Origin of the sequence: Parashewanella tropica, from assembly GCF_004358445.1 — a bacterium.
Lineage (GTDB): Bacteria > Pseudomonadota > Gammaproteobacteria > Enterobacterales > Shewanellaceae > Parashewanella > Parashewanella tropica.
In genome coordinates, this window is record NZ_CP037951.1 from 1,925,944 (window position 1) to 1,940,426 (window position 14,483).

10 protein-coding genes are annotated in these 14,483 nt (G+C 39.2%); 4 read left to right on the top strand and 6 right to left on the bottom strand.

Annotation, left to right across the window (positions count from 1 at the left end; all coding sequences use genetic code 11):
- Window positions 1-100 precede the first annotated feature (100 nt).
- On the bottom strand, window positions 101-1,501 hold the full coding sequence (gene asnS, locus E2H97_RS08265; protein ID WP_133406700.1) for an asparagine--tRNA ligase: 1,401 nt from the start codon (window positions 1,499-1,501) through the stop codon (window positions 101-103).
- Between the two features lie 243 nt (window positions 1,502-1,744).
- Here asnS and E2H97_RS08270 point away from each other — a divergent pair, with 243 nt between their 5' ends.
- Window positions 1,745-3,994: an ankyrin repeat domain-containing protein gene (locus E2H97_RS08270; protein ID WP_133406701.1), complete on the top strand. Its 2,250-nt coding sequence runs from the start codon at window positions 1,745-1,747 to the stop codon at window positions 3,992-3,994.
- Window positions 3,995-4,012: 18 nt separating this feature from the next.
- Here E2H97_RS08270 and E2H97_RS08275 read toward each other — a convergent pair whose 3' ends face one another.
- The gene (locus E2H97_RS08275) at window positions 4,013-4,603 is read right to left on the bottom strand and encodes a CoA pyrophosphatase (protein ID WP_133406702.1); all 591 of its coding nucleotides are present in this window, start codon (window positions 4,601-4,603) and stop codon (window positions 4,013-4,015) included.
- Window position 4,604: 1 nt separating this feature from the next.
- Window positions 4,605-6,008 (bottom strand): aminodeoxychorismate synthase component I, encoded by a 1,404-nt coding sequence (gene pabB, locus E2H97_RS08280; RefSeq protein ID WP_133406703.1) that lies wholly within the window; start codon window positions 6,006-6,008, stop codon window positions 4,605-4,607.
- 146 nt (window positions 6,009-6,154) lie between these two features.
- Here pabB and E2H97_RS08285 point away from each other — a divergent pair, with 146 nt between their 5' ends.
- The 3 genes from E2H97_RS08285 to E2H97_RS08295 all read left to right on the top strand — a co-directional run bounded on the left by E2H97_RS08285 (window position 6,155) and on the right by E2H97_RS08295 (window position 10,781).
- Complete coding sequence (locus tag E2H97_RS08285) at window positions 6,155-7,696, top strand: fumarate hydratase (protein WP_133406704.1); 1,542 nt, start codon at window positions 6,155-6,157, stop codon at window positions 7,694-7,696.
- A gap of 106 nt (window positions 7,697-7,802) precedes the next feature.
- On the top strand, window positions 7,803-9,857 hold the full coding sequence (locus E2H97_RS08290) for a S9 family peptidase (RefSeq protein WP_133406705.1): 2,055 nt from the start codon (window positions 7,803-7,805) through the stop codon (window positions 9,855-9,857).
- 183 nt (window positions 9,858-10,040) lie between these two features.
- Window positions 10,041-10,781 (top strand): hypothetical protein, encoded by a 741-nt coding sequence (locus tag E2H97_RS08295; protein ID WP_133406706.1) that lies wholly within the window; start codon window positions 10,041-10,043, stop codon window positions 10,779-10,781.
- Window positions 10,782-10,795: 14 nt separating this feature from the next.
- On the opposite strand, the gene E2H97_RS08300 is transcribed toward E2H97_RS08295, so the two are convergent.
- The 3 genes from E2H97_RS08300 to E2H97_RS08310 all read right to left on the bottom strand — a co-directional run bounded on the left by E2H97_RS08300 (window position 10,796) and on the right by E2H97_RS08310 (window position 14,305).
- The gene (locus E2H97_RS08300) at window positions 10,796-12,118 is read right to left on the bottom strand and encodes a sugar MFS transporter (protein ID WP_133406707.1); all 1,323 of its coding nucleotides are present in this window, start codon (window positions 12,116-12,118) and stop codon (window positions 10,796-10,798) included.
- A 347-nt stretch (window positions 12,119-12,465) separates the two neighbouring features.
- Entirely contained in the window at window positions 12,466-12,918 is a 453-nt protein-coding gene (locus tag E2H97_RS08305) for a hypothetical protein (RefSeq protein ID WP_133406708.1), read from the bottom strand.
- Between the two features lie 196 nt (window positions 12,919-13,114).
- Entirely contained in the window at window positions 13,115-14,305 is a 1,191-nt protein-coding gene (locus E2H97_RS08310) for an amino acid aminotransferase (RefSeq protein ID WP_133406709.1), read from the bottom strand.
- Window positions 14,306-14,483 lie beyond the last annotated feature (178 nt).

The following is a 14,483-nucleotide window of genomic DNA, read 5'->3' on the forward strand; positions in this document are numbered from 1 at the left end:
TTTAACAGGTCATTGCTTTATACCTTTAGTCCATTTTTGAATACCTTAAATAGCAAAAAGGCCATCATATGATGGCCTTTAAAATTGGTAAGCGAATCAATTAGAAGTTTGCACTTCTTGGAGCGCGAGGGAATGGAATTACGTCACGGATGTTAGAAACACCTGTTACATAAGAAACCAAACGCTCAAAGCCTAAGCCGAAACCAGAGTGAGGTACTGTGCCGTAACGACGTAAATCACGGTACCACCAGAAATCTTCTTTCTCTAAGCCCATTTCTTCTAGTCGCATATCTAATACTTCTAAACGCTCTTCACGTTGTGAACCACCGATGATCTCACCAATGCCTGGAGCTAAAACGTCCATAGCTGCAACAGTTTTACCATCGTCATTCAAGCGCATATAGAAAGCTTTGATGTCTTTCGGGTAGTTCTTAACAACTACAGGAGCTTTGAAGTGTTCTTCAGCAAGATAACGCTCATGCTCAGAGCTCATATCAATGCCCCATTCGACATCGAATTCAAATTTCTTACCACAGTTCTTAAGAATTTCGATAGCATCAGTGTAATCAACTTGAGCAAAGTCAGAACTAACAAAAGCTTCTAAACGCTCAATTGCGGTTTTCTCAACACGTTGAGCGAAGAATTCTAGGTCTTCTCGACACTCAGTAAGTGCTGCATTGAACGCATATTTCAACATATCTTCAGCAAGACCTGCTACATCATCTAGATCAGCAAAAGCAACTTCTGGCTCTACCATCCAAAATTCTGCTAAGTGACGAGAAGTATTTGAGTTCTCTGCACGGAAAGTAGGGCCGAAAGTATAAACCTTCGATAAAGCACAAGCATAAGTCTCAGCGTTTAACTGACCAGATACCGTTAAGAATGCTTCTTTTCCGAAAAAGTCTTTGTCGTAATCCACTTCGCCTTTATCAGTCATTGGCAGGTTTTGCATATCTAAAGTTGATACACGGAACATCTCACCAGCGCCTTCACAGTCAGAAGCTGTGATGAGTGGGGTAGATGCCCATAGGAAACCACGCTCATGATAGAAACGGTGAATCGCTTGAGATAGACAGTTACGAACACGCATTACAGCACCGATGATGTTAGTGCGAGGGCGTAAGTGGGCTAATTCACGTAAGTGTTCGATTGAATGACGTTTCGCCGCCATTGGATAAGTGTCAGGATCATCTACCCAGCCAACAACTTTAACTTCAGTCACTTGAAGCTCAAAAGTTTGACCTTTACCTTGAGACTCAACAACTTCACCAGTCATTTCAACAGAGCAGCCAGCAGTTAGCTTTAAAATCTCATCTTGGTAATTATTTAAATTGTTGGGTACGACGCCTTGAATAGGATTGAAGCAAGAGCCATCGTAAACGGCTAAGAAAGAGATGCCAGCTTTGGAATCTCGACGAGTTCTAACCCAGCCACGAACGGTGACTTGTGAACCCACTGAATGCTCTCCATTAAATACAGAGACGACGGTTGCAATACTCATTGTTGCTTGTTTCTCCAACAAAAGGGGTAAATATTTTTAGAGGTTGACTATATTACCTTTATGAGGACTTTTCTCAAGGAGTTTGGTTGTAAGAATGCGTTATTTTCCAATATTAAAACGAGTGGAGGAAGCCATTACTAGATAAAACCAGCAACAGTATATTTACTCTGCATACAACACCTTAAGTCTAGTGTCAGTCTAATAGCGGTATATTCGAGACATGTGATTGGTGGTGGGGGAAATATGGCGACTTGTGATTCAATGCTTTCAATCTCGCTAAATACTGATTCTATGCAGTATGCGGAAACAAATGCAGTACGAATATTGACAGCAATTGGTGAAAAGCAGCAAGAGCAGTTATTGCGTGTAAAGGTTTCAAATAGATCTAAGCAATTTGAACTGGTTTACCGTTTAATACCTAAATTGACAGACTATGGCTTCGATGTATTTCACGAAAAAGATAAGAGCACTTCGAGAGTTAATAAAAGTGTAGTAACCAAAGTAAAACAAAAAGTGGAATCGAGTATAAATACTGCAACACCTCTGTTTAATGCAATTGCTCAGGGGGATTTGAGTGAAGTAAAGGTTCAATTAAAGCAAGGTTGTAATTTACGGGTGATACATCAAACACGGGTTACTCCGTTTCAATTTGCTCTTAAACAAGGCTTTCTAGCCATGGCTAGAGAGATCCAACCACATGTATCCATCTGCGAACCTGATTTTTATCTCGCGATTGAAGTTGACAATCTTACTGTAATCTCATGGTGGTTAAAGTCTAATGAAATCAGTCAAACATTGCTCTTAAAAGGAATTAAAGTTGCTATATCACGTAATAGAGACATCATTGGTTTACGCTGCTTTTCAGCCTTACATTATACTAACGAGAGTGAGATTTTGAATGAATTATTGGTTCATTCCATTGATGAAAATAGTGCATTTTGGGTTCGTAGGTTATTAATGAAAGGGGCAAGTGCTAATTATGTTCAAGATAACTTATTAGGAAAAAGTGTCCTGATTTACTCTATCTTGCATAAAAAAATAGAGTCTGCTTTAGAGTTAATTGATTCGGGGGTGAATGTTCACTCAAAGACTCTGTTTGGAGATACTCCAATATTGTTAGCCGCTGAAAATGGGCTTGTAACAGTATGCAGTGAATTACTGAAAAAAGGGGCTAATGTAAATGATCGCGATATAGAAGGTAACACAGCACTTCATTTCGCTGTTCAAAATGCAAATTCTAGGTTGCTAATGTTATGCATAGAACACTCTCCTGAGATACTCATGAACAATAATGGCGACTCAGCATTGCAACTAGCTTTTCGAAACAGGGATATTTTCAGTATCGAGCAACTTTTAAATTACGGATTAAGTCATCAAAAAGCATATTATTCGACATGGTTAGGGGTACAACCAACTCAGTATATTAATGATAACCCTAAAAGTAATTTTGCAATATTTTTCTATGGTGTTCGAAATGTTTTAAGTCGAGATTTTAAAGATAGAAAAATGTTTATCGCCGACTATTCTTCATTATCTTTGCATCTAAAATTCTTAAAAAATACAGATACAGTAGCCATTGCTGAAATGTTACACCTAGAGGCTGAGCAGCAAAGTAAAATCGAGCAACTGTTGAATAAATTGATGAAGGATGGCGACCAATGGTATGCATTAATTGAACGTCTGGTTAATTGTTTGGAGATCACTTACCAGAATGAGCTTAAATGTATTGCACTCATGTCTGAAGCTCTTAAGTGGGGAAATATAAGTGCCTTCCATATATTATTTAATCGTTTTAAGGCACAACTTTTAACCTGCACTTCACCTAGCCCAGAAAGAAAAAAAGCTGAAGATAGCTTTCTGTGTCGCTTAGCATCCAAACAAGAAGGGTCAGCAATGTACCGCTTGCTTATAAGTCAAGTTGATGAACATTGTTTATTTTTTTCTAAGACAACCATGCTTATGTACGCATGTAGGCAAGGCAATTTAGATTTAGCAATATATCTGATACAGGGGGATTCAGATCTTGAAATTGCAGATGAATCAGGAAATAGCTCTTTACTTTATGCTTGTCAAAACGGTCTTGAGCCCGTTGTTTCTCTGCTCATCAATCATAAAAATCTTGATGTCCGTAGGTTAAACTGTTTTAGGCAATCCCCCCTACATTGGGCAGCTATTTCCGGACATACATCTATTGTGTATCTTTTGATAAAAAAGAAATTTGAAGTGGCTGCAGATGAATTTGGTTTTTCACCTATTCACTATGCGATTCAACATCGTCATTATGCGGTTGCCACAGTTTTAATCGATTATGTTTTTGAGCAAACAAAAGAGGGTGTATTATTGGCCAAAGGCTCTTTTTTTGAAGAGATAGTAGCGTATTGTGATCAACTGGATTGTAGTTCGATAAAAAAATATATTGAAAGTAAGTTAAAGGGCTATAAACAACATTTGCTTGTGACAGTCAAGAATGAAGAGGATGAATCATCATTTTAAGGAATCATTTATAACAAGTTAAAAGATTATCTTCCTTTGAAGTGTATGAATGATTGAAGCTGTTACACCCCAAATAAATCGTTGGTTGGCATTAATCATCAAGACTTCAATATCAATATTACATCGTTTAACTTTAATACTTTGTTGATTATCAGGGTGAGAAAGTTGCGCGAGAGGTACAGTGAAGTAATCTGCAACTTCATTTGAATCTACTGTTAAATTTTCAAGGTTATCTAACACACCCACAATTGGCGTTATCTGGAATTGAGTATATGTATGTTGAATGGGAAGTTGCCCTAAAACTTCAATCCGTTCCGGTCTTATTCCCATTTCTTCTTGCAACTCTCGTAATGCTGTATCTTCAGGCGTTATATCATCTTCAGCCACTTTGCCACCGGGAAAGCAAACTTGCCCAGGATGATGTTTGAGGTAAAGCGGTCGTTGAGTTAGCAGTACTTCAAGCTGATCATCAATTTCAACGAGTGGAATAAGAACGGCAGAATCTCTAAATTCTAATTTAGATGCAATATGACTGGGCACACAGAAACGATCTGCTTTTTTAGGTTGAGGTGATAAGTTAAATCGTTCCTTAAACTGTGCCAAATCCATATTAATCTTCCAAAGTCGGTAATATCTTGCTTACTTTATCAAAGGTTTCCTGATATTCAGCATCTACTTGTGAGTCGGCAACAATACCACCACCAGCCCAGCAATAAATTTTATTGTTTTCGGTGAGTAGGGTTCGAATCGTAATGCTGGTATCCATTTTACCATCTTGGCTTATATAGCCGATAGAACCACAATATATGCTTCTGCGACTGGGTTCTAGCTCTTCGATGATTTCCATGGCTCTAATTTTCGGAGCGCCTGTTATAGAGCCTCCCGGAAAAGTGGCTTCAAGTAAGTCTGTCGCTTCATACTTTTCATCAAGCTCTGCTGTAACTGTGCTTACTAGGTGGTGAACCGCTGGGAAACTTTCAATATCAAATAACTTTGGAACACGCACAGTACCTGCACTGGCGACTTTACCTAAATCATTTCTCAGTAAGTCGGTGATCATTAGGTTTTCTGCTCGGTCCTTTTGTGATTGCTGTAATTGGTTAGCCAATTGAACATCAATGGTTGTGTTTTTACTTCTTGGTAAAGTACCTTTGATTGGCTTAGTTTGAATATGGCGATCAGCTAACTGAATAAACCGTTCTGGTGATATCGAAATTATTGAATGGTGTTCTAGTTTTATGAATGCCGAAAAAGGCGCTTTATTACTACTTCTTAGCTTTTGGTAAGCTTGCCATTCATTGCCTTTGTAGCTAGAGCTAAAGCGTTGGGTTAAATTTATTTGATAGCAATCACCACTCAGTAAATATTCATGTACTCGGTTGAATTTTTCTTTATATTGGTATTTTTCAATTTGAGTATGCCAATGTTCGGTTAGCTTGAAAGGCTCATTTATCTCTACTTTTGTAGCTATCATACCGAGTAATGACTGCTTTATTTTTTCTAGTGCTTGTTCACCTAAGTAATGTAACAAGAACCACGATTGCTGTTGATAATCGAAAATCAAGCTCCAATCATAAAAACCTATGCACATATCAGGCAAAGACAAATCATTTTTAGCAGTAGTAGGTAAGTGTTCGACTCGGCGACCTAAGTCGTAACTAAAACTTCCAAGCACACCACCATTAAATGGAAACTCACTACTTAGTTGTTTAGGGTAGAGCTTGTTAAGGTTGCGCTTTAATAGAGAAAATGGATTTTCGTTTGAGATATTGTTTAATAATCCATCACAGCGTTCTGAATCATAAATTGTAAACTGGGTTTGATCTTCTCGAGTTGTCAGAGTTGCAATGGGATCGAAACTGATAATGTCGTAGCGTGCATCTGAGTGTTGTGCATCTGCCGAATCTAAAAGAATAGCCCAAGGCTTATCAGCAAAATGAGAGAAGACTTCCGTTGTGGTTAATTCGATGTCAAGTTTGCAAACAGCTAAGCTATCTGACTTCCGTGAAACCATTTAATGACCTTATTTATAATGCTTTTATGGCTCAATGAATCGTAAGATAGTATCATAAATGGATGTGATCAAAATAACATACTCGCTGAAATCTTGTATCTTCAAGTGACACGAGTATTAATAATAAAACGATTAGGTGTGTGAACATGACTTCTACCTCTCACGGTTCGGAACCGACTATCATAAAACAAGCCGATTTTATTGAAAGTATTGCTGACTCACTGCAATACATCTCTTATTACCATCCCAAAGATTTTGTTGATGCAATGGCTGAAGCCTATGATCGTGAACAAAGTCCAGCTGCAAAAGATGCTATTGCGCAGATATTGATTAACTCTCGTATGTCAGCCGAAGGCAAGCGTCCACTTTGTCAAGATACGGGTATTGTTACCACCTTTGTAAAGGTTGGTATGGATGTACGCTGGGATAAGTCAGACATGACGGTACAAGAAATGGTAGATGAAGGTGTTCGCCGTGCTTATACCAATCCTGATAATCCATTGCGTGCTTCGATTGTTGCCGATCCTGCTGGGGCTCGTAAAAACACTCGTGATAACACTCCTTCAGTGGTTCATATGGAAATTGTTAAAGGCAATCACGTTGAAGTAGCGATTGCAGCTAAAGGTGGTGGTTCTGAGAACAAAACCAAAATGATCATGTTAAACCCATCTGATGATGTTGCAGCGTGGGTTGAAAAAACATTGCCTACAATGGGAGCAGGTTGGTGTCCACCAGGTATGTTAGGTATCGGTATTGGCGGCACTGCGGAAAAAGCGGCAGTAATGGCAAAAGAAGCACTAATGGAAAGTGTTGATATCCATGAGCTTAAAGCTAAAGGCGCTGAAAATGCAGAAGAAGAGTTGCGTTTAGACATTTTTGATCGTGCAAATAACTTAGGAATTGGCGCTCAAGGACTTGGTGGTTTAACGACTGTCCTTGATGTAAAAATCAAAACTGCACCAACTCACGCAGCATCAAAGCCAGTGGTTATGATCCCGAACTGTGCAGCAACACGCCATGTTCACTTCCATCTAGATGGAACTGGTCCTGCTGAAATTTCGACGCCAAAGCTTGAGGACTGGCCTGAAATCACCCGTGAAGTTGGTGGTGATGTCAAACGCGTCAATCTAGATACCGTAACTCAAACCGAAGTAGAAACTTGGAAGAGTGGCGATACCTTATTGCTAAACGGAAAAATGCTAACCGGTCGTGATGCAGCACATAAACGCATTCAAACAATGATCGAATCTGGCGAAGGTTTACCAGAAGGTGTGGATTTAAAAGGCAAGTTTATTTATTACGTAGGCCCTGTAGATCCTGTTGGTAACGAAGTTGTAGGTCCTGCAGGTCCAACAACTGCGACTCGTATGGATAAATTTACCGATCTAATGTTAGAGAAAACGGGCATTATGGGCATGATCGGTAAAGCTGAACGTGGTCCAGCAACGGTTGAATCAATCAAAAAGCATAAGTCTGTTTATCTCATGGCAGTTGGTGGTGCAGCATACCTTGTAGCAAAAGCGATTAAGAAGTCACGTGTAGTTGCTTTTGAAGATCTTGGAATGGAAGCGATTTACGAATTTGATGTTCAAGATATGCCAGTGACTGTAGCTGTTGACTCAGAAGGCGTTAACGCTCATGAAACGGGACCAGCGATTTGGAAAGTAAATATCGCTAACGCTAAATAAATGCACTTTACTTGTGAACGCCATCCTAAGTGATGGCGTTTTACTTGCTACGAACCAATCATTTAGTTAATTTATCTACCGAAATAATTTATATAAAGAGTCAGTCATGTTAAAGACCTCCTTTACCAGTGCAGCAATTGCACTTGCGCTAAGTACTTCAGCGTTTGCTGATACAGCGGCTAAGCCTTTTACGGTTCAAGACCTTGTTAACCTAAATAAACTTCATAGTTACGCAATTTCATCAGATGGCAATACCTTAGTTTATGGGGTAACTAAGAAAGATAACAAGGGTGACAAATCGTCAGATCTATATCTATTAGATTTAACCAAAGCGAATGCAAAGCCGATGCAGTTAACCAGTGCCAAAGGTACTGAGCATAATGTGCAATTTGCTAAAGACAATAAGTCTATTTACTTCTTAGCAGCAAGAAACGGCTCTAGTCAGCTTTATAATTTGTCATTAACGGGTGGCGAAGCTCGTCAAGTTTCTGATTTAGTGTTAGGTGTTGATGACTACAAACTATCGGATGACGCCAAACAAGTTGCAATGAGTATTCGTGTATTTCCTGAGTGCGATACTTTAGCTTGCTCTAAGGGTAAGTTTGAAAAAGCAAAAGACAGCAAGCAAACTGGTCGTCATTATGATCAGCTAATGGTTCGTCATTGGGATACTTGGTTCGATCACGCTCGCAATCACTTGTTTGTGGCTAGCATTAACGGCAACACATTAAGCAAGCCTGTTGATGTCACTAAAGGGTTAGACACTGAAGTACCACCAAAGCCTTTTTCTGGTATGGAAGAAGTGAGCTTTACTCCTGATGGAAAGTACATTGTTTATAGTGCAAAAGCGCCGAGTAAAGAGCAAGCTTGGACAACAAACTATGATTTATGGAAAGTGCCAGTAACAGGTGGCGAAACGGTCAATCTCACTAAAGAAAATAAAGCTTGGGATGCGCAACCTACATTCTCAAGCGATGGACGTTACATGGCTTATCTAGCAATGAAGCGCCCAGGCTTTGAAGCAGACCGTTATGCCATCATGCTAACCGACACTGTAACTGGTCAAACAAAAGAAGTAGCGCCACTTTGGGATCGTAGCCCAAGCTCAATTCAATTTGGCGATAATAACCAAACGCTTTATGTGACGGCTCAAGATGTTGGTCAAGTTAGCATCTTTGAAATCAATACTCAGTTTGGTGATGTTCGTAAAGTTTATGGTTCTGGTTATAACAGCTTAATCGGTATTCACAACGGAAAAGCCTATTTCTCGCATACTAGTTTAAGCCAACCAAGAGATATCTGGAGCGTTAATCTAGATGGTGATCAGCTAACTCAGCTTACTCATGTTAACCAACAGAAGCTTAAGAAAATTAAGTTCGGTGAATATCAGCAGTTCAAATTTAAGGGCTGGAGTGATGAAGAGGTTCATGGATACTGGATCAAGCCTGCTAACTATAAAGAAGGTGAAAAGTATCCTGTAGCATTCCTTGTTCACGGTGGTCCTCAAGGCTCATTTGGTAATGGCTTTAGTGGTCGTTGGAATGCTCAGCTTTGGGCGGGTGCTGGTTACGGTGTCGTGATGGTCGATTTCCACGGCTCTACAGGTTACGGACAAAAGTTTACTGACTCTATCACCAAAGATTGGGGTGGTAAGCCGCTGGTGGATCTTAAGAAAGGTCTAAAAGCTGTTGGTCAGCAACAACCTTGGTTAGACGTTAATAATGCCTGTGCCTTGGGTGGTTCATACGGTGGCTACATGATGAACTGGATCGAAGGTAAGTGGAGTGATGGCTTTAAATGTCTAGTTAACCATGCAGGTTTATTTGATATGCGTTCTATGTACTATGTGACTGAAGAACTGTGGTTCCCTGAGCATGAATTTGGTGGTCAGTATAAAGACAACAAAGAGCTGTACGAGAAATTCAATCCAGCGAATTATGTTGAAAACTGGAAAACACCAATGCTAGTGATTCACGGTGAGAAAGACTTCCGTGTTCCTTATGGTCAAGGTTTAGCGGCGTTTTCATATTTACAGCGCAATAATATCCCATCTGAACTATTGATTTTCCCAGATGAGAACCACTGGATTTTGAATCCAAATAACTTAGAACAATGGTATGCCCATGTTTTAGGTTGGTTAGACCGCTGGACTAAGAAATAAATTTAAATAATATAGATTAGCTAGTTCAAAGGCTCCCAATTCAAGGGAGCCTTTTTGTTTTTCGGTGTGTAAGATAAATTCCATTATATATGTAATAGATATCCATAAGTTCATGAACTGATCAGCTTAAAGCAAGGTAAACAAACTATAATTAGATATATCAATATTTTATATGAGGTTGAAGTGATAGTTTTTAGCCGACCAATACCTGTCCGTAATGTTAATTTATCAGCTTATAAACCGGCTAAAACGGGTAAAAAAGGCAAAGCTAAATTTAATGATTTCGACTACCGAGTTGAAGAAATAAACCCGGAATCAGGCATTGGTAAATATATGGAGCCATTGGATAGCTCCCGTTCAATGTTAAGGCGTCTTGCTATGTGGGTAAGAAGCTCTACAAAGTATTTTTATCGAAAAATCACAGAAGAAATGGCGATGGAAGTTGCCACCAAAATTCTAAATCAATGTGATATACCTAATGATTCAATGCTGCTCAGCTTCAACGATGGCGAATATTCAGCAATGATTGTTCGTACCAGAGTTGGATACAATTATATTTCCTATGCTAAGCGAAATAAGCTAAAACAATCGCAACCCAAAAAACGAAGAGTTTCAGCAGACGGACATATTTATAATGATGATTCTATCTATCTACGCACTCAACTTTTAAAATACATCGATTATTTCGAGCATAAATCTAACTGGGTAACTCTACTTAAATGGCAAGCTCAACAAAATGGAGAGGAGTTTGATGAAGAAGAAGTCAATGCCTCTTTGGATTTGGACGAAATTGATGCTTGTGATTTAGCTTTATTGTTTATCAAAGTTGGATTGGGTCACAAAGTACAAGAAACGGAGAAAATCCGCAGACGCTTCTTTTATGTCCCTCTGGATTACCACAAAAATAATCCGTCGAATCATTAAAGGCCGTTGCCAAATTAGATTTTTAAGGTATTAGATTTATTATTTCTTATATTAAGCACGGCGTAATACGCTATTAATAAGTATCCTGGAATTAAGATCACATAAGCATATTGTGGTAGAATCAGATTACCTAGTAGCCCGTATAAGTAGGGCAGTATAGCTCCCCCAGAAATTGCCATAATCAACATTGCAGAGCCTGTATTAACGTATTTTCCTAATCCTCGTAACGCCAATGGCCAAATAGCTGGCCAAACTAACGCATTTGCTAAACCTAATAGCCCCACCATTAAAATGACATCGGGAACTGGATGTGTAAAACCAAATTTAGCTAATAGAGGCGCTGAAAGATGTGAGTGATTCGACATGATAAGGATCGCGACAGTTATCACTATTCCAAAGACTCCAGAGCCCAGTAGTGCTTTTTCTTGGCTAAGTAATTTGGGGATGAAGATCATACCAATGATATAGCCGGCTACCATAAAGAACATAGTAAAAGCAGTGAACTCAGTATAATTCGCTAACCCAAGTTGCTTACCAAATAATCCTATCGTGTCACCAGCGATAACTTCCGCACCAACGTAAAAAAATAAAGTGATAACCCCAAGTGTGAGTTGTGGGTATTTTAGTGCTTTCTTCCAATCCACTTTTTCATTTTTATCTTGGTCATGCGTTTCGACTTCTGGTAACGGAGAAATAGATATACATAAAGCTAAAGCGACCAAAACAGCAGCCATAACAGAATATAAATCAATTAATTTAGAAGATAAGCTGCTCAGCTCAGAAAGCTTTTGAGCTAGAGGGATTGAGTTGAAATGTTCAGTACTGATTGAGCTTACACCGCTAAAAACGATAGTGGTGAATAGAATTGGGGCGAGTATACCTGCTCCTTTGTTTAATAGACCCATTAAGCTAATTCTAACCGCGGCTGACTTTTCTGAGCCAATTAATACTATGTATGGATTAGAAGCTGTTTGTAGAAGAGTTAACCCTGTGCCCATAACAAATAAGGCGAATAAGAATAGCGGATAGATTCGAGTATGTGCTGCGGGGATAAATAATACGGATCCAACAGCCATGATAAACAGCCCAAGCGACATTCCACGTTTATACCCTGTTTTATTCAGTACTGAAGATACGGGAATGGCTGTTATGGTGTAAGCAATATAAAAAGTAACAGTGACTAGATAAGCTTGGGGGGCCGTCAATTGGCATACTGTTTGGAGTAATGGAATGAGTGCACCATTTAACCAAGTAACAAAGCCAAAGATAAAAAATAATCCAGCAATGATCGCAATTGAAACTAGGTTCGAATTTTTATCAATACTTTTATTATTCATACACTTCAAACAGCTAAGGGCGATTGTTTGATGCTACTACAAGATTTAACAATGATGTGATTTATGAATATTAATTCATCTTTTGGTAATCAAAGGTTATTTTTAAATATCATTCCATTCATTGATTTAGTGAGCTTTGCCTAAATTGGATATTATTTTGAAAAAATACTTCTTTTACCACTATTGATGTTCTGACTAAGGGGGGATCTCTACCTCAAAACTTGTACGTTTTAGCTGGTATCGAGCAAACTAATTGGAGACAGGTAAAAGTCCACACTGTAGCTATCAATAATATATAAAAGTGTGGACCATATCCTTCAAGATAATTTTGAAATACGAACTTAAACCTAACGTCCTCTCCAAGCTTTCGCCATCATGTTCCAGCCTTGGAGTGACATCCCTGCACCTATTAATGCTTGTACACCACTAGGAGCTGCAGTCCAGCCATTCTTTTTCCATTCCACTTCTGGTGCTGGAGGGCAGTCTTCACTCTCGTTATGAAAATTAGCTGTAGCGCTAGCGTTTTGAGATTTTACATCATTCTGGACAAGCATGTATGCGGTAACCCCAACCGTCCCCATTACAAATAAACCACCAACGAACCCGACTGCTCCGACAGTCCCGTTGGCAACTCGTCTGAGAGTGCTCATCTGTTGGGGGCGGCGCCCCCAATTTATCAAGGGTTGCTTATCATCCCCTTGACCATCAGTCGCTCCATAGTCGTGCTGTTGCTCCCCACCACCTTGCATATGAACAGGTGTATCTGGTGGTAATCGTCCGCCTTCTATTGGTGATGCCATAATTTCACCTCATTATGTAATTAATTGAATTTAAGGCTCAACTATCTTTGTAATTGCAAAAGAAATCCAATTAATTTTAATTAAAAATATTTCATACTCTTTAATTTGGTATCAAAAGAGGGTGAGTTTGTGAAAAAAATTGAGAGAAATAAAGGACAAGTAAAGGCACTCTAGTGAGTGCCTGCTGAGTAACAAATTAAAGGACTTTAGCAATTGATTGTGCTAGGTAATCGACATTCGTTTCTGTAATTCCGGCAATACTGATGCGGCTAGAGCCAACCATATATACGCTATATTCATTTTTTAGTTGCTCAACTTGCTGTGGGTTTACACCCAAGAAAGAGAACATACCTTTTTGCTCTGTGATAAAACTAAAATCAAGATCAACATTAAGACCATGCAGAGCATCTACCAGTAACTTACGGTTGCCATTGATGCGATCGCGCATGTGTTTGAGTTCATCAAGCCACTGCTGTTTTAGCTCAGCTGAACCTAAGATGGTTTCAACAATAGCAGCCCCATGTGCTGGTGGCATAGAATATAAGCAGCGCACAACATATAGCAAAACAGAAAACGCAGTGTCAGCTTTAGCAGCTGAACTGCTGATGATTGAACACGAACCAATACGCTCGCGATACAAGCCAAAGTTTTTAGAGCATGAACTGCATAAGATCATATTTTCAACAGTGGCCGCCATTTTACGAACACCGTAGGCATCGGTATCTTCATCAGTACCAAAGCCTTGATATGCCATGTCGATAAGTGGCGTGAAGCCTTTGGTTTTGGCTAGCTCAGCAACAATGTCCCATTGCTCTTGAGTTAGATCCATACCACTTGGGTTGTGGCAACAAGCGTGCAGAAGCACGACATCATCAGCGCTTACTTGCTCAAGGCATGCAATCATTTCTTCAAATTTTAATGATTTAGTATCGTAGTCATAATAAGGGTAGGTTTTAACCGTGATGCCTGCAGCTTCAAATAAACCAGTATGATTTGCCCAAGTTGGGTCACTTACCCAAATAACGGCATCTTTTTTACAACGTGTAATAAAGTCAGCTGCAACACGAAGAGCACCTGTTCCACCTGGAGTTGAAACGGTACGGATACGATTAGCAAGTAGAGCAGGGTGCTCATTATCAAAACACAATTCAGTAATAAGAGTGTTAAAATCAGCTGAACCCGTTGGACCAATATATACTTTGGTATTCTCGGTTGATAAACGATATTGCTCGGCTGTTTTTACACATTCAAGAATAGGAGTATGACCTGCTGGATCTTTATATACACCAACACCTAAATCGACTTTGTTTGGGTTGGTATCTTGGCGGTATTCGTTGAGGAGACCTAATATGGGGTCCGCAGGCATTGGGTTTAACTGATCGAACATTATCTTCATCTACCTTTTTTGTCATATTATATATTTTGATTTATGGAGCGAGACTAACATAATTTGAACATTTGAGGAGGAAAAACCACTTGAAAAGGTGAATTTTTTTACTTTTTTATTATCTATCTAATTCCAATAAACAGTTGCTAAATATTTTTGTATGAGCCATCCTGTACGC

What these genes read in the sequence shown, in the direction of transcription:
- asnS (WP_133406700.1), bottom strand. Translation starts at nt 1,501, where the DNA reads ATGAGTATTGCAACCGTCGTCTCTGTATTTAATGGAGAGCATTCAGTG.
- E2H97_RS08270 (WP_133406701.1), top strand. Translation starts at nt 1,745, where the DNA reads ATGGCGACTTGTGATTCAATGCTTTCAATCTCGCTAAATACTGATTCT.
- E2H97_RS08275 (WP_133406702.1), bottom strand. Translation starts at nt 4,603, where the DNA reads ATGGATTTGGCACAGTTTAAGGAACGATTTAACTTATCACCTCAACCT.
- pabB (WP_133406703.1), bottom strand. Translation starts at nt 6,008, where the DNA reads ATGGTTTCACGGAAGTCAGATAGCTTAGCTGTTTGCAAACTTGACATC.
- E2H97_RS08285 (WP_133406704.1), top strand. Translation starts at nt 6,155, where the DNA reads ATGACTTCTACCTCTCACGGTTCGGAACCGACTATCATAAAACAAGCC.
- E2H97_RS08290 (WP_133406705.1), top strand. Translation starts at nt 7,803, where the DNA reads ATGTTAAAGACCTCCTTTACCAGTGCAGCAATTGCACTTGCGCTAAGT.
- E2H97_RS08300 (WP_133406707.1), bottom strand. Translation starts at nt 12,118, where the DNA reads ATGAATAATAAAAGTATTGATAAAAATTCGAACCTAGTTTCAATTGCG.
- E2H97_RS08305 (WP_133406708.1), bottom strand. Translation starts at nt 12,918, where the DNA reads ATGGCATCACCAATAGAAGGCGGACGATTACCACCAGATACACCTGTT.
- E2H97_RS08310 (WP_133406709.1), bottom strand. Translation starts at nt 14,305, where the DNA reads ATGTTCGATCAGTTAAACCCAATGCCTGCGGACCCCATATTAGGTCTC.